Source organism: Streptomyces sp. NPDC051136, from assembly GCF_044455745.1.
In the GTDB taxonomy this organism is placed as follows: domain Bacteria; phylum Actinomycetota; class Actinomycetes; order Streptomycetales; family Streptomycetaceae; genus Streptomyces.
This window is the reverse complement of record NZ_JBITFE010000003.1, coordinates 710,498-734,932: the sequence shown is the minus strand read 5'-3', so window position 1 is coordinate 734,932 and position 24,435 is coordinate 710,498. Positions and strand designations below refer to the sequence as shown.

20 protein-coding genes and 4 tRNA genes are annotated in these 24,435 nt (G+C 71.1%); 10 read left to right on the top strand and 14 right to left on the bottom strand.

Annotated features, from left to right (window positions below; translation table 11 throughout):
* Positions 1 to 178: 178 nt before the first annotated feature.
* The 3 genes from ACIBCJ_RS12605 to ACIBCJ_RS12595 form a co-directional block, all read right to left on the bottom strand.
* A complete protein-coding gene (locus ACIBCJ_RS12605) occupies positions 179 to 2,356 on the bottom strand; it encodes a DEAD/DEAH box helicase (RefSeq protein WP_365979608.1) in 2,178 nt (725 codons plus the stop codon).
* A 352-nt stretch (positions 2,357 to 2,708) separates the two neighbouring features.
* Positions 2,709 to 3,257 carry a hypothetical protein gene (locus ACIBCJ_RS12600; RefSeq protein WP_365979607.1) on the bottom strand — a complete coding sequence of 183 codons (549 nt, stop codon included), beginning with the start codon at positions 3,255 to 3,257 and terminating at the stop codon, positions 2,709 to 2,711.
* A gap of 158 nt (positions 3,258 to 3,415) precedes the next feature.
* On the bottom strand, positions 3,416 to 3,766 hold the full coding sequence (locus ACIBCJ_RS12595) for a metallopeptidase family protein (RefSeq protein ID WP_133889865.1): 351 nt from the start codon (positions 3,764 to 3,766) through the stop codon (positions 3,416 to 3,418).
* 71 nt (positions 3,767 to 3,837) lie between these two features.
* Between ACIBCJ_RS12595 and ACIBCJ_RS12590 the strand changes: the two genes are divergently transcribed.
* The 7 genes from ACIBCJ_RS12590 (at position 3,838) to ACIBCJ_RS12560 (ending at position 10,476) form a co-directional block, all read left to right on the top strand.
* Positions 3,838 to 5,451: a metallophosphoesterase gene (locus tag ACIBCJ_RS12590; protein ID WP_365979606.1), complete on the top strand. Its 1,614-nt coding sequence runs from the start codon at positions 3,838 to 3,840 to the stop codon at positions 5,449 to 5,451.
* Positions 5,452 to 5,531: 80 nt separating this feature from the next.
* Positions 5,532 to 5,604: transfer RNA gene (locus tag ACIBCJ_RS12585), tRNA-Glu, on the top strand.
* Between the two features lie 34 nt (positions 5,605 to 5,638).
* Positions 5,639 to 5,713, top strand: a tRNA-Asp gene (locus ACIBCJ_RS12580).
* A gap of 24 nt (positions 5,714 to 5,737) precedes the next feature.
* A tRNA-Phe gene (locus ACIBCJ_RS12575) sits at positions 5,738 to 5,811 on the top strand.
* Positions 5,812 to 5,908: 97 nt separating this feature from the next.
* Positions 5,909 to 9,892, top strand: coding sequence for an ATP-dependent RNA helicase HrpA (hrpA, locus tag ACIBCJ_RS12570; protein WP_362106933.1), 3,984 nt, complete (start codon positions 5,909 to 5,911; stop codon positions 9,890 to 9,892).
* Positions 9,893 to 9,996: 104 nt separating this feature from the next.
* Positions 9,997 to 10,071 (top strand) — tRNA-Asp (locus tag ACIBCJ_RS12565).
* 210 nt (positions 10,072 to 10,281) lie between these two features.
* Positions 10,282 to 10,476: a DUF6274 family protein gene (locus ACIBCJ_RS12560; RefSeq protein WP_362106936.1), complete on the top strand. Its 195-nt coding sequence runs from the start codon at positions 10,282 to 10,284 to the stop codon at positions 10,474 to 10,476.
* A gap of 430 nt (positions 10,477 to 10,906) precedes the next feature.
* Here the strand turns inward: ACIBCJ_RS12560 and bldC are convergent, their stop codons facing one another.
* Positions 10,907 to 11,113, bottom strand: a complete 207-nt coding sequence (gene bldC, locus ACIBCJ_RS12555) for a developmental transcriptional regulator BldC (RefSeq protein WP_003949541.1) — start codon at positions 11,111 to 11,113, stop codon at positions 10,907 to 10,909.
* A gap of 544 nt (positions 11,114 to 11,657) precedes the next feature.
* Positions 11,658 to 12,509, bottom strand: a complete 852-nt coding sequence (locus tag ACIBCJ_RS12550; RefSeq protein WP_365979605.1) for a hypothetical protein — start codon at positions 12,507 to 12,509, stop codon at positions 11,658 to 11,660.
* A 229-nt stretch (positions 12,510 to 12,738) separates the two neighbouring features.
* Between ACIBCJ_RS12550 and ACIBCJ_RS12545 the strand changes: the two genes are divergently transcribed.
* Both ACIBCJ_RS12545 and ACIBCJ_RS12540 read left to right on the top strand, forming a co-directional pair.
* Positions 12,739 to 13,833: a Glu/Leu/Phe/Val dehydrogenase dimerization domain-containing protein gene (locus tag ACIBCJ_RS12545; protein ID WP_362106944.1), complete on the top strand. Its 1,095-nt coding sequence runs from the start codon at positions 12,739 to 12,741 to the stop codon at positions 13,831 to 13,833.
* A gap of 320 nt (positions 13,834 to 14,153) precedes the next feature.
* Positions 14,154 to 14,408, top strand: coding sequence for a DUF3073 domain-containing protein (locus tag ACIBCJ_RS12540; protein WP_362106947.1), 255 nt, complete (start codon positions 14,154 to 14,156; stop codon positions 14,406 to 14,408).
* A 69-nt stretch (positions 14,409 to 14,477) separates the two neighbouring features.
* Here the strand turns inward: ACIBCJ_RS12540 and purM are convergent, their stop codons facing one another.
* From purM to ACIBCJ_RS12510, 6 genes are all read right to left on the bottom strand, one after another.
* Positions 14,478 to 15,545: a phosphoribosylformylglycinamidine cyclo-ligase gene (purM, locus tag ACIBCJ_RS12535; RefSeq protein WP_362106950.1), complete on the bottom strand. Its 1,068-nt coding sequence runs from the start codon at positions 15,543 to 15,545 to the stop codon at positions 14,478 to 14,480.
* Between the two features lie 55 nt (positions 15,546 to 15,600).
* Positions 15,601 to 17,127 carry an amidophosphoribosyltransferase gene (gene purF, locus ACIBCJ_RS12530; RefSeq protein ID WP_362106953.1) on the bottom strand — a complete coding sequence of 509 codons (1,527 nt, stop codon included), beginning with the start codon at positions 17,125 to 17,127 and terminating at the stop codon, positions 15,601 to 15,603.
* 62 nt (positions 17,128 to 17,189) lie between these two features.
* Positions 17,190 to 17,999, bottom strand: coding sequence for an META domain-containing protein (locus ACIBCJ_RS12525; protein WP_365979604.1), 810 nt, complete (start codon positions 17,997 to 17,999; stop codon positions 17,190 to 17,192).
* A gap of 59 nt (positions 18,000 to 18,058) precedes the next feature.
* Complete coding sequence (locus ACIBCJ_RS12520) at positions 18,059 to 18,856, bottom strand: sterol carrier family protein (RefSeq protein WP_365979603.1); 798 nt, start codon at positions 18,854 to 18,856, stop codon at positions 18,059 to 18,061.
* Positions 18,857 to 18,865: 9 nt separating this feature from the next.
* Entirely contained in the window at positions 18,866 to 19,702 is an 837-nt protein-coding gene (locus ACIBCJ_RS12515) for a M23 family metallopeptidase (RefSeq protein ID WP_365979602.1), read from the bottom strand.
* Between the two features lie 84 nt (positions 19,703 to 19,786).
* Complete coding sequence (locus ACIBCJ_RS12510) at positions 19,787 to 20,269, bottom strand: helix-turn-helix domain-containing protein (RefSeq protein ID WP_365979649.1); 483 nt, start codon at positions 20,267 to 20,269, stop codon at positions 19,787 to 19,789.
* Between the two features lie 147 nt (positions 20,270 to 20,416).
* Here ACIBCJ_RS12510 and ACIBCJ_RS12505 point away from each other — a divergent pair, with 147 nt between their 5' ends.
* A complete protein-coding gene (locus tag ACIBCJ_RS12505; protein WP_362106965.1) occupies positions 20,417 to 21,001 on the top strand; it encodes a Uma2 family endonuclease in 585 nt (194 codons plus the stop codon).
* 60 nt (positions 21,002 to 21,061) lie between these two features.
* Here ACIBCJ_RS12505 and purL read toward each other — a convergent pair whose 3' ends face one another.
* The 3 genes from purL to purS are packed head-to-tail and all read right to left on the bottom strand — an operon-like array spanning position 21,062 to position 24,266.
* Positions 21,062 to 23,320, bottom strand: a complete 2,259-nt coding sequence (gene purL, locus ACIBCJ_RS12500; protein ID WP_362106968.1) for a phosphoribosylformylglycinamidine synthase subunit PurL — start codon at positions 23,318 to 23,320, stop codon at positions 21,062 to 21,064.
* Positions 23,317 to 23,997 carry a phosphoribosylformylglycinamidine synthase subunit PurQ gene (gene purQ, locus ACIBCJ_RS12495; protein WP_133889878.1) on the bottom strand — a complete coding sequence of 227 codons (681 nt, stop codon included), beginning with the start codon at positions 23,995 to 23,997 and terminating at the stop codon, positions 23,317 to 23,319. Before purQ ends, purL begins: the two co-directional genes overlap by 4 nt.
* Positions 23,994 to 24,266 (bottom strand): phosphoribosylformylglycinamidine synthase subunit PurS, encoded by a 273-nt coding sequence (gene purS, locus ACIBCJ_RS12490; RefSeq protein ID WP_133889879.1) that lies wholly within the window; start codon positions 24,264 to 24,266, stop codon positions 23,994 to 23,996. The genes purQ and purS overlap by 4 nt, the downstream gene beginning before the upstream one ends.
* Positions 24,267 to 24,435: the final 169 nt, after the last annotated feature.

Here is a 24,435-nt window from a genome sequence, read left to right as displayed (position 1 = left end):
AACCCCCCCCCCGGGGGGGGGGGGGCGCGGGGGGGGCGGGCCCCCCCCCCCCCCCCCCGGGCCCGCGCCGCCGGTCCCCCCCCCCCCCCCCCCCCCCCCCCCCCCCCCCCCCCGCGCCCCGCCGCGCCCGCCCGGGGGGCCCCCCCCCCCCCCCCCCCGCTTCTCAGGACTTCAGGCGTCAGCCGTTGCGCTTCCAGCGCGGCTTGTCGTCACGGCGGCCGAAGGACGAACCACGGTGGTCGTCGCGGCGGCCGTACGGGCGCTCGTGCCCGCCGGAACGGAAGCCGGGACGGTCGCCCTGGCGGTCGCGGTTGAACGGACGGTCGCTGCCCCGGTGTCCGCCGCGGTCGTCGCGACGCTCGAAGGAGCGGCCACCGCGGTCGTCACGGTCCCGACGCTCGAACGAACGCCCGCCACGGTCACCGCGGTCACCGCGGTCGTCACGGCGGAAGCCGCCACGGTCGTCGCGACGCTCGAACGAACGCCCGCCGCGGTCGTCCCGACGCTCGAAGGAACGGCCACCGCGGTCGTCACGGCGGTCGTCACGGCGGAAGCCGCCACGGTCACCGCGGTCGCCCCGGTCGTCGCGACGGAAGCCGCCACGGTCACCGCGGTCGTCGCGACGGTCGAAGGAACGGCCACCGCGGTCGTCGCGGTCACGGCGGTCGAAGGAACGCCCGCCGCGGTCGCCCCGGTCACCGCGGTCGTCACGGCGGAAGCCGCCACGGTCACCGCGGTCGTCGCGACGGTCGAAGGAACGCTCGCCCCGGTCGGCGAAGCGGTCGCGGCCGGCGGCGCCGGTGCGCTCCGTCTTCTCCACGTCCCGCGCGCCGGGCTGCTCGGGCAGCGAGACCTCGGTCTCGGTCGCGGCGGCGGCCACCTCGGCCAGGACCGTCTCCGGGTCCTCGCCGCGCTCCCGCGCGACCCTGGCGACCAGGCGGTCCGCCTCCTCGCGCAGCTCGGTGGCGCGGCGCTGGGCCCGCTCCAGTTCCTTGGTGAGCTGGCCGACTTCGCGCTCGGCCTGCTGCGCCGCGTTGCCCGCCGACTCGGCCTGGACCTCGGTCATCGACCGGGCGCCGGTGATCTCGGCGACCTCCGGGTCGAAGGCGGCGCCGCCCTGGATGATGTGGCGCGTGGCGTCGACGCCCGCGTCCTCCATCAGCCGGAAGATCTGGCGGCGCTGGTGCGGCAGGGAGAGCGAGACGACCGTGCCGGTGCGGCCGGCGCGGGCGGTGCGGCCGGCGCGGTGCAGGTAGTCCTTGTGGTCACCGGCCGGGTCCACGTTCAGGACCAGGTCGATGCCGTCGACGTGGATGCCGCGCGCGGCGACGTCGGTGGCGACCAGGACGTTGACGTAGCCGTCCTTGAAGTCGGCCAGCGTGCGGGTGCGGGCGCCCTGGGTCATGCCGCCGTGCAGCGCGTCCGCCTTGGCGCCGGCGTCGCGCAGCTGCTCGGCCACGCGGTCGGCGCCCAGCTGGGTGCGGACGAAGATGATGGTGCGGCCCTTGCGGGAGGCGATGGCCGCGGTGACCGGCGCCTTGTCCTTGGGCTTCACGACCAGGATGTGGTGCGACATGGTCGTCACCGCGCCCTGGGCCGCGTCGACCTCGTGGCTGACCGGGTCCTTCAGGTACCGGTCGACGAGGGTCTTGATCTCGTTCTCCATGGTCGCGGAGAAGAGCATCCGCTGGCCGCCCGGCGGAACCTGGTCGAGCAGCTCGGTGACCTCGGGCATGAAGCCCAGGTCGGACATCTGGTCGGCCTCGTCGAGGACCGCGATCTCCACGTTCTCCAGGGAGCAGGCGCCGCGGTTGATGATGTCGCGCAGCCGGCCCGGGGTGGCGACGAGGATGTCGACGCCACGCTCCAGGGCGTAGATCTGGTTGCCCATGGAGGTACCGCCGCAGACGACCTTCATCTTCAGGCCGAGGACGTCGCCGTAGGGCTGGAGGGCGTCGGCCACCTGCATGGCCAGCTCGCGGGTCGGGGTGAGGATGACGGCGCGGGGCTTGTGCTTCTCGGTGCGGCCGCCGGCCAGCGTGGCCAGGGTCGGCAGACCGAAGGAGAGGGTCTTGCCGGAGCCGGTGCGGCCGCGGCCGAGGATGTCCTTGCCCGCCAGCGCGTCCGGGATGGTCGCGGCCTGGATCGGGAAGGGGGTGGTCACGCCGTTCTGCGCGAGCTTGCGCACGACGCCCTCGGGGAGACCGAGGTCGGCGAACGTCACCTCGGGAGCCTCGGCCGCTTCCGGGGCCTCGGTGGTCGCGGCGGCCTCGACGGCCTCGACGGCCTCCGGCGCACCCTCGGCGCCTTCGGCGTTCTCGGGCACGACGACGTGATCAGTACTGGTCATGGACATGCGAATGCGAAACCTTCCGGAGTCTCTCGTCGGCACGCGCCCGTCAACTCCGTGAATCGCGATTCGCAATACGACCGCCTCGATGCGGTCCACCACGGCTGGGGGAGAGTACGCGCCACACGGCGCGCTCTGCGGTGGCGCCGGGCAAATGGGATCAAACGATCTACCACCATACGCACCCTCCACCCCCGAAGGCAAACCGGCCGCACAAGCCCAGCTCAGCGGCTCGCCGCCGCCCGCCCCAGCCGGCCCGGCCGCCCCGATCGGCCCACCCGACCCAACCGGCCCACCCGACCGTCCGAGCCGGCCGCACCGGCACCGGCGTCCGCCCCGCCCACCCCGCCACGCCGTCCTACGCCGGAGCCCCCGCCGCCGGAGCCGGCTCCCGCTGTTCGAGCTGGGTGCCGGGCGGCTCGTGCGCCGACGAAGAGGGCTCGGCCACCGTCGGCTCCGGGGTCGGGGAGGCGGGCGGTTCCTGGGTCGGCGTCGGGTCCGGCTCGGCCGGGTGGGTGGGCTCCGCCGGAGGCGTCCACGTGGGCACGGGCCCGTGGTTCCCGCCGTTCGGCGGCCGGTCCCCGGTCGGGTGCGCGGCCGGGGGGACCGGGGCGGACGCGTCCTTGCCCTTGCCCTTCCCGCCCTTCCCCTTGCCGTCGCCCTCGTCCTCGCCCTCGGCCTTCCTCCCCTTGCCGCGCCTGCCGTCGCCGGCCTCCGCGTCGTACCCGGCGTTCCCGCCGGAGACCGCGGGGCCGCCTTCCGGCACCTCGCCGCCCCGTTCCCCGGCGGAGTGCGACGGCCCGACGCCCCCGCCGGGCTCGTCGTCGCCGACGCTCATGCAGCCGGCGGCGGCGACGACGGCCATGGCCGTGGCGGCCAGACGGACGGGTACGTACAAGGGGCGCACGGGCGGCCACCTCCGGGGGTCAGGAGTCGCCGTGCCCAACTCCCTTCACCCACAAGAGGACACGCGCCCGCGCGGCCGTTTTGACCCGAGCGCGTCACCACGAGCCCGAAGCGGGACCCGGGAGCGTCACCCCGGACCCGGAGCGGGACCCGAGCGCGTCACCCGTACCCGAGGGAATGCAGCCGCGCGTCGTCGATCCCGAAGTGGTGGGCGATCTCGTGAACGACCGTCACCTCCGTCTCGGCGACCACGTCCTCACGCGACGCGCAGAACCGCAGCGTCGGCCCCCGGTAGATGGTGATCCGGTCCGGCAGCACGCCCGCGTACCACTCCCCGCGCTCCGTCAGCGGCGTCCCCTCGTAGAGCCCGAGCAGCTCGGGATCGTCCGCCGGCGGTTCGTCCTCCACGAACACCGCGACGTTGTCCATCAGCCGCGTCAGCTCCGGCGGGATCCGGTCCAGGGCCTCGGCGACCAGTTCCTCGAACTCCTCGCGCGTCATCTCCAGCACAGGCCCATTGTCGGGTACGACCGTGGAGTACGACCCGCATATCCGCCCCGCGACTTGGGCATACGGGACCAATGGTCCGCGTCCCCGCCGCAGCCCTGCACGCCCTGGCCGAGGTGATGAACCCCATCCGCACCGCCCCGCGCGCCCTCACCCGCCGCTACCGCGCCCGGCGCGACTGCTACGCCCCCGCGACCCCGGAACTCGCCGCCCGCCCCCGGCCCTGGATCCGGGCGGGCGGCCTCGTCGCGGTGGTGCTGCTCGGCGCCTGGCTGGGCCTGCTGGTCGTCGGCAACGTCCGGGCGCCGGTCGGCCCGATGGACACCACGATGACCCTGCGCCCGTCGCTGGCCGGCGGTACGAAGATCAACGTCTCGCCGCTGGGCGCCCTCCGGCTCGACAGCCACGTCGCCCCGGTCCGCCTCGACGTGAACGTGGACCAGCTCGACCCGGACCGCGCCCAGGCCCTCGTCGACCACCCCGAACGGCTCTCCGGCCTCCAGGACGAGGTCGCCCGGGACGTCGAGCACGGCACCCTCGACCTCGCCGTCCGCTCCTGCGTGGCCGTCGTCACCGGCGCCACCGCCCTCGGCCTCGCCGTCTACCGCCGTCCCCGGCGCGCCCTCGCCGCGGGGGGCCTCGCGCTCACCCTCCTGGTCGCCTCCGGCGGCACCGCGTACGCCACCTGGAACCCGGACTCCGTACTGGAACCGAAGTTCTCCGGCCTGCTCTCCTCCGCGCCCTCCCTCGTCGGCAACGCGCGCAGCATCGTGACCGAGTTCGACGTCTACCAGAAGGAACTGGCCCGCCTGGTGACCAACGTGACCAAGCTCTACGACGTCACCTCGACCCTCCCCGCCTACCAGCCCGACCCGACCACGATCCGCGTCCTGCACGTGTCGGACATCCACCTGAACCCGGCGAGCTGGAAGATCATCGCCTCGCTGGTGACGCAGTACAAGGTGAACGTGATCGTCGACTCCGGCGACACGATGGACCACGGCACGGCCGCGGAGAACGGCTTCCTGGACCCGATCGAGGATCTCGGCGCCCCCTACGTGTGGGTCCGCGGCAACCACGACTCCCGGGGCACCCAGGAGTACCTGAAGCACCTGAAGAACGTGCACGTCCTGGACGACGGTCACGCCCGGAACGTCGCGGGCCTGCGCTTCGCCGGCATGGGCGACCCGCAGTACACCCCGGACCGCTCCGAGGCGGACGGCGCCGAGGCGTCCCAGGAGCTGGCCGGCGCCCGGCTCGCCTCCGCCCTGCGCGACCAGAGCGCGGCCGGCACCCCCGTGGACGTGGCCGTCGCCCACGAGCCGTCGGCCGCTCGGGAGGTCGACGGCGACGTACCGCTGGTCCTGGCCGGGCACCTCCACCACGAGGACATGAAGGTCATGAAGTACGGCACCCGGTTGCGCGTCGAGGGGTCCACGGGCGGCAGCGGCCTGCGCGCGGTCGAGGGCAGGTACCCCGACCCCATCCAGGCCTCGATCCTCTACTTCGACCGGGACTCCCGGCGCCTCCAGGCCTGGGACGAGATCGAGCTGGGCGGCCTGGGCCTGACCACGGCCGAGGTCAGCCGCCATCTGCCCAAGGAGAACCAGCCGGGCGCGACCCCCTCCCCCTCCACGAGCAGCCCGTCCCCCACCGCCCCGGACAGCCCCGCCCCCAGCACTCCGTAAAGCGTTTTGGCGATACCTCCCGCCATCCCATATGCTTCTCACGTCCCCGACGCGCTGCGAAGCGCCCAGGCGGGCCGATAGCCCTCATCGTCTAGCGGCCTAGGACGCCGCCCTTTCAAGGCGGTAGCACGGGTTCGAATCCCGTTGGGGGCACGCAGTACATGTGCGACACTGTCGTACGAAGCTTGGTCCTGTGGAGCAGTTTGGAGTGCTCGCCACCCTGTCAAGGTGGAGGCCGCGGGTTCAAATCCCGTCAGGACCGCTGAGGTTTCACGTGAAACCTCGCGGCTGGGTAGCTCAGTTGGTACGAGCGATCGCCTGAAAAGCGATAGGTCGCCGGTTCGACCCCGGCCCCAGCCACATACAACCCCCGTCGAGATCATCGACGGGGGTTCTGTGTTGCCCGGGCGGAAATCGTTCGCCAGGTTTTTCCCGAGGATGCGATCCTGGAACCCGTATGTCTACGCACCCTGCTCCCGCCCTCGGCACCCTCGCCCCCCGGCTGACCGAGCTGTCGCTGCGCGACGCGCACCGGCTCGGCCGCAGGCTGGAGGGTGCGCGGAAGATCCGTAAGCCGGAGGCCCGCGCCGCCGTCCTCGCCGAGATCGAGACGGAGGTGGCCAGGGCCGAAGAACGCATCGGTGAACGCCGGGCACGCGTCCCGGCCGTCAGCTACCCCGAGCAGCTCCCGGTCAGCCAGAAGAAGGACGAGATCGCGGCGGCCATCCGTGATCACCAGGTCGTGATCGTCGCCGGCGAGACGGGCTCCGGCAAGACCACCCAGATCCCGAAGATCTGTGTCGAGCTGGGCCGTGGCGTCCGCGGCATGATCGGGCACACCCAGCCCCGCCGGATCGCCGCGCGCACCGTCGCCGAGCGGGTCGCGGACGAGCTGGACACCCCGCTCGGGGAGACCGTCGGCTGGAAGGTCCGCTTCACCGACCAGGTCAACCCGCAGTCCACCTTCATCAAGCTGATGACGGACGGCATCCTGCTCGCCGAGATCCAGACCGACCGCGAGCTGCGCGCCTACGACACGATCATCATCGACGAGGCCCACGAGCGGTCCCTCAACATCGACTTCCTGCTGGGCTACCTCGCCCAGCTGCTGCCCAAGCGCCCCGACCTCAAGGTCGTCATCACCTCGGCGACCATCGACCCCGAGCGCTTCTCCCGGCACTTCGGCGACGCTCCGATCGTCGAGGTCAGCGGGCGGACGTATCCCGTCGAGGTGCGGTACCGGCCGCTTCTGGAGGAGGACGGCGACGACGCCGACCGGGACCAGATCACGGCGATCACCGACGCCGTCGAGGAGCTGATGGGCGAGGGCAAGGGCGACATCCTCGTCTTCCTCTCCGGCGAGCGGGAGATCCGGGACACGGCGGACGCGCTGGAGAAGAAGAAGTACAAATTCACCGAGGTGCTGCCGCTCTACGCGCGGCTGTCGCACGCCGAGCAGCACCGGGTGTTCCAGCAGCACACCGGGCGCAGGATCGTTCTCGCGACCAACGTCGCCGAGACCTCCCTCACCGTCCCCGGCATCAAGTACGTCATCGACCCCGGCTTCGCCCGCATCTCCCGCTACAGCCACCGCACCAAGGTGCAGCGGCTGCCCATCGAGCCGATCTCGCAGGCCAGCGCCAACCAGCGCAAGGGCCGCTGCGGCCGTACCTCCGACGGCATCTGCGTCCGGCTGTACTCCGAGGACGACTTCGAGGCGCGCCCGGAGTTCACGGACGCCGAGATCCTGCGGACGAACCTGGCCTCCGTCATCCTGCAGATGACCGCGGCCGGCCTCGGCGACATCGAGAAGTTCCCCTTCATCGACCCCCCGGACCACCGCAACATCCGCGACGGTGTGCAGCTGCTCCAGGAGCTCGGCGCGCTCGACCCGGCGCAGAAGGACGCGCGCAAGCGACTGACCGACACCGGCCGCAAGCTCGCCCAGCTGCCCGTCGACCCGCGGCTGGCCCGGATGGTGCTGGAGGCGGACAAGAACGGCTGTGTCCGCGAGGTCATGGTCATAGCGGCGGCCCTGTCCATCCAGGATCCGCGGGAGCGCCCGGCGGAGAAGCAGGCGCAGGCCGACCAGCAGCACGCCCGCTTCAAGGACGAGACCAGCGACTTCCTCGCGTTCCTGAACCTGTGGCGCTATGTGCGCGAGCAGCAGAAGGAGCGCGGTTCCTCGTCCTTCCGCCGGATGTGCAAGCAGGAGTACCTCAACTTCCTGCGCATCCGCGAGTGGCAGGACATCTACACGCAGCTGCGCACGGTCGCCAAGCAGATGGGGATCCACCTCAACGACGCCGACGACGCCGCGCCCGACGACCGCGTGCACGTGTCGCTGCTCGCGGGTCTGCTCTCCCACGTCGGCATGAAGGACGTCAAGGACTCCGGCTCGGAGGGCGGCAGGAGCACGGGGAAGAACGAGTACCTGGGCGCCCGGAACGCCAAGTTCGCGATCTTCCCGGGTTCTGCGCTCTTCAAGAAACCGCCGCGGTTCGTGATGTCCGCCGAGCTGGTGGAGACCTCCCGGCTGTGGGCCCGCGTCAACGCGAAGATCGAACCGGAGTGGGTCGAGCCGCTCGCCGGGCACCTCCTCAAGCGCACCTACAGCGAGCCGCACTGGGAGAAGGACCAGGCGGCGGTGATGGCGTACGAGAAGGTCACGCTGTACGGCGTGCCGATCGTGGCGCAGCGCAAGGTGAACTACGGGCGGATCGACCCCGAGGTCAGCCGCGAGCTGTTCATCCGCAACGCCCTGGTGGAGGGCGACTGGCGCACCCACCACAAGTTCTTCGCGGACAACCGCAGGCTGCTGACCGAGGTCGAGGAGCTGGAGCACCGCGCGCGGCGCCGGGACATCCTGGTCGACGACGAGACGCTGTACGACTTCTACGACCAGCGGGTGCCCGAACACGTCGTCTCGGGTGCGCACTTCGACTCGTGGTGGAAGCACAAGCGGCACGAGCAGCCCGACTTCCTCGACTTCGAGCGCGAGATGCTCATCAACGAGAAGGCGGGTGCGGTCACCAAGGACGACTATCCGGACTCCTGGCGGCAGGGGCCGCTGAAGTTCCGGGTGACGTACCAGTTCGAGCCGGGGGCCGACGCCGACGGCGTGACCGTCCACGTGCCGCTCCAGGTGCTCAACCAGGTCACGGACGAGGGCTTCGACTGGCAGATCCCGGGCCTGCGCGAGCAGGTGGTCACGGAGCTGATCCGCTCCCTGCCCAAGCCGGTGCGCCGCAACTACGTGCCGGCACCGAACTTCGCCCAGGCCTTCCTCGACCGTGCCGTGCCGCTCCAGGAGCCGCTGACGGTGACCATGGCGCGGGAGCTGAAGCGCATGGTGGGAGTCCCGTTCGACGCCGAGGACTTCGACTGGGCGAAGGTCCCCGACCATCTGAAGATCACGTTCCGGATCGTCGACGAGCGCCGCCGCAAGCTGGCCGAGGACAAGGACCTGGAGGCGCTGAAGCTCCGGCTGCGCCCGAAGGCGCGCAAGGCGCTCTCGCAGGCCGCGGCGGCCACCGCGGAGCGCAGCGGCGGTGAGTCGCTGGAGCGCTCCGGTCTGACGGACTGGACGATCGGCACGCTGACCCGGGTCTTCGAGACCCGCCGGGCCGGGCAGCCGGTCAAGGCGTATCCGGCACTGGTGGACGACGGGGCGAAGGCGAACACCGTCTCCGTCCGGCTCTTCGACACCGAGGCCGAGCAGGCGCAGGCGATGTGGAAGGGCACCCGCCGGCTGATCCTGCGCAACATCCCGGTCAATCCGGCGAAGTTCGCGTCCGAGAAGCTGACCAACCAGCAGAAGCTGGGCCTGTCCGCGAACCCGCACGGCTCGATCCAGGCGCTGTTCGACGACTGCGCCATGGCGGCGGCGGACAAGCTGATCGCGGACTTCGGCGGCCCGGCGTGGGACGAGGAGTCGTACCGGAAGCTCTACGACAAGGTCCGCGCGGAGATCGTCGACACGACGGTGCGCACCGTGGGCCAGGTGCAGCAGGTGCTGGCGGCCTGGCAGGCCTGCGAACGCCGCCTGAAGGCGGTGCGCAGCCCCGCGCTGCTGGCGAACCTCCAGGACGTGCGGACGCAGCTGGACGCGCTGGTGAAGCCCGGCTTCGTCACCGAGGCGGGCATCAGGCGGCTGCCGGACCTGATGCGCTATCTGGTCGCCGCGGACCGGCGGCTCCAGCAGATGCCGACCGGTGTGCAGCGGGACACCTCCCGCATGGAGAAGGTCCACGAGATGCGCGACGAGTACGCCTGGTTGCTGGAGCAGATGCCGCAGGGCCGGCCGGTGCCGCAGCAGGTCCTGGACGTCCGCTGGATGATCGAGGAGCTCCGGGTCAGCTATTTCGCGCACGCGCTGGGCACGGCGTACCCCGTCTCCGACAAGCGGATCGTGAAGGCGATCGACGCGCTGGCACCGTGACGAAGCCGTGAGCGAGCCGGTACGGAGGGTGAGTTCGACCGGGGGCCCACCCTCCTGTACAGTCTCTTCTCGCAGCGCAACGCAGCAGAAGCGCCGCGAAACCTGGTCCTGTGGAGCAGTTTGGAGTGCTCGCCACCCTGTCAAGGTGGAGGCCGCGGGTTCAAATCCCGTCAGGACCGCAGTGAAAGCCCCGCACCGAGCGATCGGTGCGGGGCTTCTTCCGTTCGCCGCGGGCCGCCCCTGGAGGGCACCAGGAGCCCCGGGAGGCCCAGCGGCCACCAGAAGCCCTCAGCGGCTCTCAGCGGCCCTCTCGCGGCCTTGACGGCGTCACATTCGCTCGGTACTCCAAAGACAGGGCCCCACCCTCGTGCGGCCCCTGGAGGTGGCGTATGGCGGCATCGGTCAGGCACGAGACGCGGGCCCTGCTCCGCGCGCACCTGTCGGCCGCGTCGTCGTACGGCCACCTGACGCGCCACTGCCCCATCTGCCACCGGCTGTTGCGGCTGGCGCTGGACTCGCCGGCGCCACAGTCCCCGGCCGGCCGTCAAGAGGGCGTCGAGGACGAGAGCGCTTCCACGGCGTGAGCCCCGGGCCCCTCAACGCCCTTGCCCCGCCGACCTCGTGGAGGCCACGCCTCCAATAGCGCACCGGCGCCCGGCCCAACAACCGGCGCACCGTGTGACGGGTGTCACCGCATAAATTTTTGGACCGGTGCTCCTTACGACTCTCCTACAACTGGTCAATTTAATATGTGCAATTGCACCAGCTCCCGCAGTACCCGCACAGCCGATCCGACAGCCCTCCCCAGAGTCCGACAAGCCCGCGCACAGAAGCGGCCCGGGCGGCCACCGGCCGGCACGGGAGGGCACACAAAAAAAAATCGCGCTGGACCCGGCGGAGTCCAGCGCGATCAACGACGCACCCCTGTTGGGGCAGGGAGGGCGTCGCACGATGCTGCGTCCGGGCGCCTCGGCAGGTTGGGGGACCTGCCGTTCTGCCCGGTTATTCGGTTGTTCAGGCCTCGCTGCGCTGCTGCGGAATGCCCGCGAGCAGAGCGCGGACCTCGGCTTCGCGGTAGCGGCGATGCCCGCCGAGCGTGCGGATCGACGTGAGCTTGCCGGCCTTCGCCCAGCGCGTGACCGTCTTGGGGTCGACGCGGAACATGGTGGCGACCTCAGCCGGGGTCAGCAGCGGCTCGGCATCAGGGGTGCGAGCGGTCATGAGCGGCCTCCTCGGGAGAACCGAACCTTCTCGGTTCATTCCTCTAAATTCTGCACCTTGACCCGCGTTGCCCGAAATGGCGGACGCGAGTCGAGTCGGTTATAGGACGAACGGCTTGTCCTCGGCACTACAACTACACCATCTGTCCAGCCGCGTCGGCCAAACCGATGGAATTGCCCTCCCAGGTGTTCATCAGCGACGGAAGCCGATGGACCATGCCATAGCGGACAGTCACGCCACTGTGACGATCAGTCACAGGGCGCTCAGGGGTCACCAGACCTGTCATCAGACCCCCCAAAGCGTGCAATGCGGAGATTCCGCCCACAGTGCATCACGGCAGGACGGAAGGAGCCCTCCCCGGGCTCCTTGTCCTATTTTGGCACGAGGAGGGGGAAGCGGCGCAAGAGTGATGTACGTGCGGTCCGTCACGCTTGACGCATACGCCCGGATCGGGACCTACGTCCTTTGTCGGCGGGAGATCAGCCCACACCGAACACGTGTCGGAGCGGAAGACGAAACCTCACATCGGGCGGTACGTCAAACGTCAGTTCGCCGACCGCCGGTCCCGGACCGCCCGCCAGCGCTTCACCAGCCGTCCGTAGGCCGCCCCCGCGGTGGCCCCGTCGCCGTGGCGCAGCGCCTCGATCCCCTCGGCCACGTCCGCCGCGGAGTGGTCCGCCGCCAACTCGCCCGCCGGCACCGCGTGCACCAGCCCGCCGTAGTCCAACTCGACCAGGGACCGCGGGTGGAACTCCTCCAGCCAGCGCCCCACATCCACCAGGCCGTCGACGAGCGGACCCTCGTCCACGGCCTCCCGCAGGGCCCGCAGCCCCCGCGCCACCCGCCGGCGGGCCTGCACCATGGGCGTGCGGTAGCGCAGCACCGGCGCGGCGGCGCCCTCGTCGTCGCCACCCTCCTCGTACTCCCGCTCCGCGTCGGAGACCAGCACGAACCAGTTGATCGGCACCTGCCAGGTGGCCGTGCGGATCCAGGGCCGGGCGTCCGGATTGCGTTCCAGCCAGCGCTCGTAGTCCTGCGCGCTCTGGCGCCGTACGACCGGCGGGATCAGGGCGTCCAGGACCGGCTCGGGGAAGTCCTCGGCCACGTCGCCGAGGGCCTGCCAGCCGCGCAGCCGGGTCCGCCAGGGACACACGCAGACCACGCCGTCCACCTCGGTCACGAAGGCGTCCGCGCTCTCGTGCACCGGCACCGCGACGGGTGGAGTGGGCAGCAGGTCGGCCAGGGACCGGCGCAGCTCGTCCTGGTACGAGGGCCGGTCGGTGCGGCGGGCGTAGCGGGTCCAGTGGGCGCGCTCCTCGTCGGGGAAGGCCACCAGCGGCTCGTACACGCGCAGGTACGCCGCGTACGGGACGATCACCGAGGACACCTTGGGCACGCCTGCTCCCTCCCCCGCGCACCGCCGCGAAAACCTGTGGAAATCCGTCGTAACGGATCACGAACGCGCGAGAATCTCTGCGAATCGTCCCACGGCCGTACTCCGTGCGGAGGTGATCCTGAGCACTGTGCGGCGGGCGGGCACCGCCAGGCTCTAATCTCGTGCCACAGTCCCCGCCACCCGCACGGAGACTGCCACCCATCGCCGCACCTACACAGGAGTCACCACCGTGACCGACGTAACCGGCGCACCTGCTGATGTACTGCACACCCTGTTCCACTCGGACCAGGGGGGTCATGAGCAAGTCGTGCTCTGCCAGGACCGTGCCAGCGGCCTCAAGGCCGTCATCGCCCTCCACTCCACCGACCTGGGCCCCGCCCTCGGCGGCACCCGCTTCTACCCGTACGCGAGTGAGGCGGAGGCCGTCGCCGACGCGCTGAACCTCGCGCGCGGGATGTCGTACAAGAACGCCATGGCCGGTCTCGACCACGGCGGCGGCAAGGCCGTGATCATCGGCGACCCGGAGCAGATCAAGAGCGAGGAACTGCTCCTCGCCTACGGCCGGTTCGTCGCCTCGCTCGGCGGCCGGTACGTCACCGCCTGCGACGTCGGCACCTACGTGGCCGACATGGACGTCGTGGCCCGCGAATGCCAGTGGACCACCGGGCGCTCCCCCGAGAACGGCGGCGCCGGCGACTCCTCCGTGCTCACCGCCTTCGGCGTCTACCAGGGCATGCGGGCCTCCGCCCAGCACCTGTGGGGGGACCCGACGCTGCGCGACCGCACCGTCGGCATCGCGGGCGTCGGCAAGGTCGGCCACCACCTCGTCGAGCACCTGCTCGCCGAGGGCGCGCACGTGGTGGTGACCGACGTGCGCAAGGACGTCGTGCGGGCCCTCACCGAGCGGCACCCCTCGGTGGTCGCCGTCGCCGACACCGACGCGCTGATCCGGGTGGAGAACCTGGACATCTACGCGCCCTGCGCGCTCGGCGGGGCGCTCAACGACGAGACGGTGCCGGTGCTGACCGCCAGGGTGGTGTGCGGCGCGGCCAACAACCAGCTCGCCCACCCGGGCGTGGAGAAGGACCTCGCCGACCGCGGGATCCTCTACGCGCCCGACTACGTGGTGAACGCCGGCGGTGTCATCCAGGTCGCCGACGAGCTGCACGGCTTCGACTTCGACCGGTGCAAGGCGAAGGCCGCGAAGATCTTCGACACCACGCTGGCCATATTCGCACGTGCGAATGAGGACGGCATTCCGCCGGCCGCCGCGGCCGACCGGATCGCCGAGCAGCGGATGGCCGAGGCCCGTACCAGGCGGTGATCCCGCGGTCGTACGGCGCCGGCCCGGCAGGGTCTGCGCGGGTTTGACGGGTACCCGTCGGGGGGCAGTTGGAGAGAACTCTCACTTATCCCGGCGGGTCGACCGCCGAAAGGTGGTTAAAATCGCGGTTGACCAGCGAGGACGGGGCGCCTCGCCGGTCCTGGGCAGGCCACGTGCTGCGGGCGACGTACCGTATGGGCGTGGGCTCAGGTACCGTGGAAGCCCTACGGACCGGTCTCTCCACGGAGAGCCCGTTCCGGACCATGAACGCGTGTCAAGACTCTGGGGCCGTCGAGCCCCGTCGTTGAGGGGGTCGAGCCATGGGGCGCGGCCGGGCCAAGGCCAAGCAGACGAAGGTCGCCCGCCAGCTGAAGTACAACAGCGGTGGGACTGATCTCTCCCGCCTGGCCGAGGAGCTGGGCGCATCGCCGTCGAATGCACAACCGCCTAACGGCGGGCCATTCGAGGATGATGAGCAGGAGGACGACGTGTACGCGAAGTACGCCGACCTCTATGAGGACGACGACGAGGACGAGGACGGCCAGTCCTCGTCCCAACAGCGACGCGGCGCTTGACCTCGCACTGAACACCAACCCGGTCGGTGATGTCTGTCACCGGCCGGGTTCTGTGCTGCCCGCGGCGGCTCAGGCGGCGTAGTCGCCGACCATCGCCGCGCCCGTCTCGCGGTCCCCCCGGTCCGTGATCTCGCCGGCCACCCAGGCGTCCACGCCGCGGTCGGCGAGGGCGGTCAGGGCCACGTCCGTGGACTCCTCGGGCACGATTGCGATCATGCCCACGCCCATGTTCAGCGTCCTCTCCAGCTCCAGGCGCTCGACGTCGCCGGTCCGGCCGACGAGGTCGAAGATCGCGCCCGGGGTCCAGGTGGAGCGGTCGACCACGGCGTGCAGACCGTCGGGGATCACCCGGGCCAGGTTGGCCGCGAGGCCGCCGCCGGTGACGTGGCTGAAGGCGTGGACCTCGGCGGTGCGCATGAGGGCCAGGCAGTCCAGGGAGTAGATCTTGGTCGGCTCCAGCAGCTCCTCGCCGAGGGTGCGGCCGAGGCCGTCCAGGTGGGCGTCGAGCGCCAGGCCGCCCTCGTTCAGCAGGACGTGGCGGACGAGCGAGTACCCGTTCGAGTGAAGCCCGGAGGACGCCATGGCGATCACCGCGTCACCCGTACGGATGCGATCCGGGCCGAGCAGCCGGTCGGCCTCCACGACGCCCGTACCGGCGCCGGCGACGTCGAAGTCGTCCGGGCCCAGCAGGCCGGGGTGCTCGGCCGTCTCGCCGCCCACCAGGGCGCATCCGGCCAGCACACAGCCTTCGGCGATGCCCTTGACGATCGCGGCGACCCGCTCGGGGTGGACCTTGCCGACGCAGATGTAGTCGGTCATGAACAGCGGCTCGGCGCCGCACACCACGATGTCGTCCATGACCATCGCGACCAGGTCGTGGCCGATGGTGTCGTACACGCCGAGCTGCCGGGCGATGTCGACCTTCGTGCCGACACCGTCGGTGGCGGAGGCGAGCAGCGGGCGCTCGTAGTTCTTGAGGGCGGAGGCGTCGAAGAGGCCGGCGAAGCCGCCGAGGCCGCCGAGGACCTCGGGGCGCCGCGTCTTCTTGACCCATTCCTTCATGAGCTCGACGGCGCGGTCGCCCGCCTCGATGTCGACTCCGGCGGCTGCGTAGCTGGCACCAGTTGTGTCAGGCATGACGATGTGAACCTTCGTGTCGTACGGCGGTGGGGCCAGGGAGCGGACGGGACGGCTACGGGCGACGGATGGCGTCGGCGGCGGCCGTACCGGCGGGCCCGGCGGCCAGCTCGGTCTCCAGGAGCTGCTTGCCGAGCAGCTCGGGGTCGGGGAGCTCCATCGGGTACTCGCCGTCGAAGCAGGCGCGGCACAGGTTCGGCTTGGCGATGGTGGTCGCCTCGATCATGCCGTCGATGGAGATGTACGCCAGGGAGTCGGCGCCCATGGAGGTGCCGATCTCCTCGACGCTCATGCCGTTGGCGATGAGCTCGGCGCGGGTGGCGAAGTCGATGCCGAAGAAGCAGGGCCACTTCACCGGCGGGGACGAGATCCGGATGTGGATCTCGGCGGCGCCGGCCTCGCGGAGCATGCGGACCAGGGCCCGCTGGGTGTTGCCGCGGACGATGGAGTCGTCGACGACGACCAGCCGCTTGCCCTTGATGACTTCCTTGAGCGGGTTCAGCTTCAGGCGGATGCCCAGCTGGCGAATGGTCTGCGAGGGCTGGATGAAGGTCCGGCCGACGTAGGCGTTCTTGACCAGGCCGTTGCCGAAGGGGATGCCGGAGGCCTCGGCGTACCCGATCGCGGCCGGGGTGCCGGATTCCGGGGTCGCTATGACGAGGTCGGCCTCCGCGGGGGCCTCCTTCGCCAGCTTGCGGCCCATCTCGACCCGCGAGAGGTAGACGTTCCGACCGGCGATGTCGGTGTCCGGGCGGGCCAGGTACACGTACTCGAAGACGCAGCCCTTGGGCTTCGCTTCTGCGAATCGCGAGGTACGCAGGCCGTTCTCGTCGATGGCGACGAACTCGCCCGGCTCGATCTCGCGGACGAAGCTGGCCCCGCAGATGTCGAGGGCGGCGGACTCGGAGGCGACCACCCAGCCGCGCTCCAGACGGCCGAGGACCAGCGGGCGGATGCCCTGCGGGTCACGGGCGGCGTAGAGGGTGTGCTCGTCCATGAAGACGAGGGAGAAGGCACCGCGCACCTGGGGCAGCACCTTGCCGGCCGCCTCCTCGACGGTCAGCGGCTTGCCGTCCTCGTCGACCTGTCCCGCGAGCAGCGCGGTGATCAGGTCGGTGTCGTTGGTCGCCGCGACCCGGGTGGAGCGGCCGTCCTGCTTGGGCAGGTCGGCGACCAGTCCGGCGAGCTGGGCGGTGTTGACGAGGTTGCCGTTGTGCCCGAGCGCGATGGAGCCCTGCGCGGTGGCACGGAACGTCGGCTGGGCGTTCTCCCACACGGAGGCACCGGTGGTCGAGTAGCGGGCGTGACCGACCGCGATGTGACCCTGGAGCGAACCGAGGGAGGTCTCGTCGAAGACCTGGGACACCAGGCCCATGTCCTTGAAGACGAGGATCTGGGAGCCGTTGCTGACCGCGATTCCCGCGGATTCCTGGCCCCGATGCTGGAGGGCGTAGAGCCCGAAGTACGTGAGCTTTGCGACCTCTTCGCCCGGAGCCCAGACACCGAAGACGCCGCAAGCGTCCTGGGGGCCCTTCTCGCCGGGAAGCAGATCGTGATTGAGTCGACCGTCACCACGTGGCACGTCTCCGAGTGTAGGCGAGGTCGACCACTGGTCCGAATTGGGGACAGGGGCTCACGTGTGGATCAGCGGTCGGCGACGGCCCGGACCGTGGCGCCGTCTTCGCTGGTCAGCGTGAGGGTCTCCTGATCGATCCGGTACGTGACCGCGCCGTCGAAGAGACCCAGCAGCCGCTTCTCGGCGTCCATGAGTGAGCCTTCGCACATCATTCGGGTGGTGGACGGGGCGCCGAGGGTGATACGCCCGTCGCTGACGGTGGCCCCGGCCTCGACGCGGTTGCAGGGCAGGCGTCCCGAGACGGTCTTCGCGTCCCGGTCGAAGGTGAGGTGGGCGCTGCCCTTGTCGCCCTTCCGGCCCGGGGCGTCCACGGTCCACCTGGTCCCGTACAGGGACGCGTCCTCGGCCCTGCTCAGCCGGACGATGTCGCCGCCGGCGGTGGTGAGGACGAGCCGCTCGCCCTCGTTCCTCGTGGTGAGCGAGCCGGTGGTGAGGGCGCGGCCGAGGGACTTCTCGAAGCCGGCGGGCGTCTTGGCGCAGGCCTTCTCGGTGAACATGGCGTCGCTGAGCCGGACGCGTCCGCCGGAGCCGTCGACGTCGGCACGGGCGCTGAAGCTGTTGCAGCCGGTGCTGCCCGCCGCCTCCCCGCGCTCATCGATCCGCACGTGTGCCGCGGCCGGTGCCCGGTGGGTGGTGCCGTCGACGGTGACGCTGTCGATGCTCCACCGGACGCCGGTGATGCGCGGTCCGCCCGCGCCCACGGCGTCGCTGCCGGCGTCGTCGGCGTGCTCGCTGCCGCAGGCCGCGGCGAGCGGCAGGAGCACGGCGACGACCGCCACTGTCAGGGTCCTGGTGCGCTGCTTCGTCTGCCTGTACATGCCGATTCGACGGAGACGGGGAAGATCCGGTTCCGTCCGGTCCTCGTCCGACTGCCCCCTCAGCCGAGCAGCGGCAGCAGGGCGCCCAGGTCGGCCCGCTCCCCGCTCGCGCTGACCTGCGCCCCGTCCAGGGCGTCCTTCCAGGCCAGCCGCCCGGAGGCGAGCCGGATCCAGGTCAGCGGATCGGTCTCGACGACGTTGGGCGGGGTGCCCCGGGTGTGCCGGGGGCCCTCGACGCACTGCACGACCGCGTACGGCGGGATCCGCACCTCCGTCGAGCCGCCGGGTGCCCGCACGGCGAGCGCGTCGGCCAGCAGCCGGGTCGCGGCGGCCAGGGCCTGCCGGTCGTAGGGGATGTCCAGACCGGGGACGGCGGCGTTCAGGTCGTCGCTGTGCACGATCAGCTCGACGGTGCGGGTGACGACGTAGTCGGCCAGCGGCAGGGCGCCCGCGTTGGTGGGGAGCAGCCTGCCGCCGGGGTGGGTGTCGAGCCGCTCGGTGAAGCGCCGCTCGACCTCGGCCAGGTGGGCGTCGAGGTCGGGGTGTTCGACGGCCAGCCGATGGGCGGTCCGCGCGATGGCGTCCGCGTCGGCGGCGATGGCGGACGGCCAGGCCGTCAGCTGCCCGTCCTGCCGCATCGGCTGGGGCTCGTCGAGCAGCCGGTCCACGGCGGTCAGCGCCATCCCGACGTGCGCGACCAGGTCCCGCACGGTCCAGTCGCCGAGCCGGGTGGGCAGCGCGAGCTGCTCGGGACCGAGGGTGCGGACGGCCGACCGTACGTTGCCGAACTGCGCGAGGACGGCGGCGCGGGTGCGGACGAGGTCGTGGGCGCGGGGGCGTTTCCTGGCCGGGGGCATGGGGTGAGCCTATGCGGGCGAGGCGGTCGGCGAGGGCGCCTCGAAGATCTCCCCGTTGCGCGGGACGCCGAGGCCGGTCCAGGTGAAGGGGACGCCCCGGGCGGTGTCGGGGTCGGGGCCGTCCATCAGCTGGAAGTGCACGTGCGGCTCGGTGGAGTTGCCGGTGTTGCCGCAGCGGGCGAGAACCTGTCCGGCGCGGACCCGGTCGCCCTCGCGGACGGTGAACGACCCGCGCTGGACGTGGGCGTACAGGGCGTACGTGCCGCCGCCGAGGTCCAGCACCAGGTGATTGCCGACGATGCGGCGGACGCCCGCCATCTCCCGCACCGAGCCCTCGACGAGCATCAGGTACAGCAGCGCGGGCAGGGAGGTGCGGCTCAGGTGGTCGCGCTGGCCGTCGTCGGCCCGTACGACCCGGGCGTCGGCCACCGCGAGGACCGGGGCGCCGAACGCCGGGAAGTCGCGGCCGCGCCGGGCGAGGGGCCACAGGGCGCGGAAGCCGGGGCGGGCGCCGGGCTCCGGTTCGGCGACGAGGTCGATGGCGAAGGTCTGGCCGTAGGCGTGGACGCCGTGGCTCGGGGTGCGGTCGGCCGGGCTGTTCAGCGCGGACCAGCGGCCGGTGACGGGCGGGGCGACCTCGACCGGCTCGCGGGCCTTGCCGGCGGCGTCCGGGGCGCCGCCGTCCCACCGGTTCACCACGGCGACCAGGACGTAGGCGAGGACCAGCGGCAGGAAGACGCACCACCAGGGATACCCCGGGTCGAAGAGGACGCCGACGGCCACCAGGGCCAGGAAGGCGAGTTGCAGCACCCGGAAGGCGGTCATGGCGAGCTTGCGTACGGACATCGTTCGTTCCCCCTTGCTCGTGACGATCCGGCGTCCCGACAGCCCCGGCCGCCTCGGCGGCCCCGGCCGTCTCGGCGGTCCCGGTCAGTTCCGCGCGATCGACAGCGCCACCAGCAGCGGTACGACCCGCCCCGCCGGCACCTCGTGGCGGCCCCGGCCGGTGGTGTGCAGCCAGCCGGCGCCGGTGAGCTGGCGCAGGTGGTGGTAGATCTGGCCGGTCGTGCCCATCCCGTCCAGCTCGGCCAGCTCTGCCGCGGTGCGCCGGCCGCCGAGGACCTCGCGGAGCAGCCGCAGCCGCACGGGATGCCCGAGGGCCGCGAACACCTCGGCGGACTCGGCCCAGTCGGCGTCCAGCAGCCCCTCGGTCAGCGCACCGTGCTGCCAGGCGTACCGCTCCCCGGCCGGCAGGCGCACGGAACCGGTGAAGAGGACTCCCCCGGCTGCGGCCTCCGACGCGGCGAGTTGTTTCTTCAGGCCTTCCAGAGCCCAGAGGTCGCCCTCCTCGGGAGCGGGGGCAGGCCGGTCGGCGGCTTCCAGGACGGCCAGGCGCCGCTCGAGGTCGGCCACGCGCTGTTCCAGTGGTTCCACACGTACGAGATTACGTAGATACGTAATCCGGTGCAAGGGTCACTCGTACGTGTGTCTGGCCGCGGAAGGCGGCCCGGAAAGGCGCCGTCTCGGAAACGCTGGTCCACGCCTGGAAGGAGGTGCAACATGACGGTTATGGCCGAGCACACGTCTCAGATGTCGGTGGACGAGTTCGAAACGATCGCTTCCGCCGCTCCCGAGACCGTCACGTTGGAGTTCATTGACGGACGGATCGGGACCAAAGCAGTGACCGACGGAGACCACACCACCATCTTGTCTTGGCTGACCCGGCGCTGTATGCAGAGCCGGCCCGACCTGGACCTGGCGCAGGGCCAGGGCCTGCGCGTCGACGCGTACCGGCGGAGCAGGGCGAAACCGGACGCCATCCTCGCACCCGAAGCCCACTTCGCCGGAAACGGGGAGTGGGCGGATCCGGATGGCGCGCTCATGGTCGTCGAGGTGACCTCGTACGACTCGGACACTGACCGACGGGACCGTCATGAGAAACCGGCCGCCTACGGCGAAGCGGGTATTCCCGTGTACCTCTTGATCGACCGGGATTCCTGCACCGTCACGGTGCACAGCTCCCCGGACCGCCAGGTCGGCGGCTACCGGGACGCCCGCGTCACGAAGTTCGGTGAGACGCTGGTCCTCCCCGACCCCGTCGGCATCACACTCGACACGGAGATCCTCAAGAACTACGTGCGCTGAGACGACGAGGCCCCGCCCGGAACCAACCGGGACGGGGCCTCGGACTGCCCGGACCGGCGGCTACGCCAGCAGCCCCGGGATCGTCGCCTCGTGGGTCTCGCGCAGCTCGGTCAGGGACAACGTGAACTCGCCCTGGACCTCGACCGCGTCCCCGTCGACCACGCCGATGCGCGTCACGGGCAGGCCGCGGGCGCCGCACATGTCGTTGAAACGGACCTCTTCCGAGCGCGGGACGGCGACGACCGCGCGGCCCGCCGACTCCGAGAACAGGAAGGTGAAGGCGTCGAGCCCGTCCGGTACGACCAGACGCGCGCCCCGGCCGCCGAGCAGCGCCGACTCGACGACCGCCTGGACCAGGCCGCCGTCGGACAGGTCGTGCGCGGAGTCGATCATGCCGTCGCGGGACGCGGAGATCAGGATCTCGCCGAGCAGGCGCTCGCGCTCCAGGTCGACCTTGGGCGGCAGACCGCCGAGGTGGTCGTGGACCACCTGGGACCAGGCCGAGCCACCGAACTCCTCCCGCGTGTCGCCCAGCAGGTACAGCAGCTGGCCGTCCTCCTGGAAGGCGACCGGCGTGCGGCGGGCCACGTCGTCGATGACGCCGAGGACCGCGACCACCGGGGTCGGGTGGATGGCGGCCTCACCGGTCTGGTTGTAGAGCGAGACGTTGCCGCCGGTGACCGGGGTACCGAGCTGGAGGCAGCCGTCGGCCAGGCCGCGCACGGCTTCGGAGAACTGCCACATGACCGCCGGGTCCTCCGGCGAGCCGAAGTTCAGGCAGTCGGAGACGGCCAGCGGCTTCGCGCCGGTCGTCGCCACGTTGCGGTAGGCCTCCGCCAGGGCCAGCTGCGCGCCCGTGTACGGGTCGAGCTTGGCGTAGCGGCCGTTGCCGTCGGTCGCGATGGCGACGCCGAGGCCGGACTCCTCGTCCACGCGGATCATGCCCGAGTCCTCGGGCTGGGCGAGGACCGTGTTGCCCTGCACGAAGTGGTCGTACTGCTGGGTGATCCACTGCTTGGAGGCCTGGTTGGGCGAGCCGACCAGCTTCAGGACCTGGTCCTTGAGCTCCTCGGACGTCTGCGGCCTGGGCAGCTTGTTCGCGTCGTCGGCCTGGAGGGCGTCCTGCCACTCGGGTCGGGCGTAGGGGCGCTCGTAGACCGGGCCCTCGTGCGCGACCGTGCGCGGGTCCACGTCGACGATCTTGCCGCCGTGCCAGTAGATCTCCAGCCGGTCGCCGTCGGTCACCTCACCGATGACGGTGGCGATGACGTCCCACTTCTCGCAGATCTCCAGGAAGCGCTCGACCTTGCCCGGCTCGACGACCGCGCACATGCGTTCCTGCGACTCGCTCATGAGGATTTCCTCGGGCGAGAGGGTCGAGTCGCGCAGGGGGACGTCGTCCAGGGTGACGCGCATGCCGCCGGAGCCGTTCGACGCCAGCTCGGAGGTGGCGCAGGACAGGCCCGCCGCACCGAGGTCCTGGATGCCGACGACCAGCTTCTCGGCGAACGCCTCCAGGGTGCACTCGATGAGGAGCTTCTCCTGGAACGGGTCGCCGACCTGCACGGCGGGGCGCTTGGACGGCTTGGCGTCGTCGAAGGTCTCGGAGGCCAGGATCGACGCGCCGCCGATGCCGTCGCCGCCGGTGCGGGCGCCGTACAGGATGACCTTGTTGCCCGCGCCGGACGCCTTGGCGAGGTGGATGTCCTCGTGCCGCATGACGCCGATGGCACCGGCGTTGACCAGCGGGTTGCCCTGGTAGCAGGCGTCGAAGACGACCTCGCCGCCGATGTTCGGCAGGCCCAGGCAGTTGCCGTAGCCGCCGATGCCGGCGACGACGCCCGGGAGGACGCGCTTGGTGTCGGGGTGGTCCGCGGCACCGAAGCGGAGCGGGTCCACGACCGCGACCGGACGCGCGCCCATCGCGATGATGTCGCGCACGATGCCGCCGACGCCCGTGGCCGCGCCCTGGTAGGGCTCCACGTAGGAGGGGTGGTTGTGCGACTCGACCTTGAAGGTGACCGCGTAGCCCTGGCCGACGTCGACCACACCGGCGTTCTCGCCGATGCCGACGAGCATGGCGTCGGACTCGGGGGCCTTCTCGCCGAACTGGCGCAGGTGGACCTTGCTGCTCTTGTACGAGCAGTGCTCGGACCACATGACGGAGTACATGGCCAGCTCCGCGCCGGTGGGGCGGCGGCCGAGGATCTCCACGACCCTCTCGTACTCGTCCTTCTTCAGGCCCAGCTCGGCCCAGGGCAGCTCGACGTCGGGGGTCGCGGCCGCGTGCTCGACCGTGTCCAGAGGGGTCCGGCTCATGCGTTGACCAGCTTCTTGAGGATCGAGGTGAAGAACGGCAGGCCGTCGGTACGGCCCGTACCGATCAGCGGCTCGACGGCGTGCTCGGGGTGCGGCATGAGGCCGACGACGTTCCCGGCGGCGTTGGTGATGCCGGCGATGTCGTTGAGCGAGCCGTTGGGGTTCATGTCCAGGTAGCGGAAGGCCACCCGCCCCTCGGCCTCCAGCTCGTCCAGGGTGCGCCGGTCGGCGACGTAGCGGCCGTCCATGTTCTTCAGCGGGATGTGGATCTCCTGGCCCGCGGTGTAGTCGCTGGTCCAGGAGGTGTCCGCGTTCTCCACCCGCAGCTTCTGGTCGCGGCAGATGAAGTGCAGGTGGTCGTTGCCCAGCATGCCGCCGGGCAGCAGGTGGGCCTCCGTGAGGATCTGGAAGCCGTTGCAGATGCCCAGCACCGGGAGGCCGGCCCTGGCCTGGTCGATGAGGGTGTCCATCACCGGCGAGAAGCGCGCGATGGCGCCGGCCCGCAGGTAATCGCCGTAGGAGAATCCGCCGCACAGCACCACGGCGTCGACCTGCTTGAGGTCCTTGTCCTTGTGCCAGAGAGCGACGGGTTCGGCGCCGGCGACGCGGATCGCGCGCTGCGTGTCGCGGTCGTCGAGGCTGCCGGGGAAAGTGACGACGCCAATACGAGCGGTCACTTCGCGGCCCCCGCGACCGCGTCTTCGGACTCGACCTTGACGGTGAAGTCCTCGATCACGGTGTTGGCGAGGAAGGATTCCGCAAGATCATGGATGCGGGCGAGGGCGGCGTCGTCGACCGGCCCGTCCACTTCCAGTTCGAATCGCTTTCCCTGGCGGACGTCCGAGATCCCTTCGAAACCCAGTCGCGGCAGTGCGCGCTGCACCGCCTGGCCCTGGGGGTCGAGGATCTCCGGCTTGAGCATGACGTCGACTACGACGCGTGCCACTGGCACTCCCGGTGTGTGGTGCTGAGCAGGTTCCTTCAGACTACCCGTACAAAATTTCTACGCGCGTAGCCTTGGAGGAAACTACGTGAGCCCAGTCACGATTCGGCATCGGGAGGGGGCACTGGCGAAAAGCTTCGGGAAAGATCCCGGTAGCGGCACCGACATCTAT

What these genes read in the sequence shown, in the direction of transcription:
- ACIBCJ_RS12605 (WP_365979608.1), bottom strand. Translation starts at nt 2,356, where the DNA reads ATGTCCATGACCAGTACTGATCACGTCGTCGTGCCCGAGAACGCCGAA.
- ACIBCJ_RS12590 (WP_365979606.1), top strand. Translation starts at nt 3,838, where the DNA reads ATGGTCCGCGTCCCCGCCGCAGCCCTGCACGCCCTGGCCGAGGTGATG.
- hrpA (WP_362106933.1), top strand. Translation starts at nt 5,909, where the DNA reads ATGTCTACGCACCCTGCTCCCGCCCTCGGCACCCTCGCCCCCCGGCTG.
- ACIBCJ_RS12560 (WP_362106936.1), top strand. Translation starts at nt 10,282, where the DNA reads ATGGCGGCATCGGTCAGGCACGAGACGCGGGCCCTGCTCCGCGCGCAC.
- bldC (WP_003949541.1), bottom strand. Translation starts at nt 11,113, where the DNA reads ATGACCGCTCGCACCCCTGATGCCGAGCCGCTGCTGACCCCGGCTGAG.
- ACIBCJ_RS12540 (WP_362106947.1), top strand. Translation starts at nt 14,154, where the DNA reads ATGGGGCGCGGCCGGGCCAAGGCCAAGCAGACGAAGGTCGCCCGCCAG.
- purM (WP_362106950.1), bottom strand. Translation starts at nt 15,545, where the DNA reads ATGCCTGACACAACTGGTGCCAGCTACGCAGCCGCCGGAGTCGACATC.
- ACIBCJ_RS12525 (WP_365979604.1), bottom strand. Translation starts at nt 17,999, where the DNA reads ATGTACAGGCAGACGAAGCAGCGCACCAGGACCCTGACAGTGGCGGTC.
- ACIBCJ_RS12520 (WP_365979603.1), bottom strand. Translation starts at nt 18,856, where the DNA reads ATGCCCCCGGCCAGGAAACGCCCCCGCGCCCACGACCTCGTCCGCACC.
- ACIBCJ_RS12515 (WP_365979602.1), bottom strand. Translation starts at nt 19,702, where the DNA reads ATGTCCGTACGCAAGCTCGCCATGACCGCCTTCCGGGTGCTGCAACTC.
- ACIBCJ_RS12505 (WP_362106965.1), top strand. Translation starts at nt 20,417, where the DNA reads ATGACGGTTATGGCCGAGCACACGTCTCAGATGTCGGTGGACGAGTTC.
- purL (WP_362106968.1), bottom strand. Translation starts at nt 23,320, where the DNA reads ATGAGCCGGACCCCTCTGGACACGGTCGAGCACGCGGCCGCGACCCCC.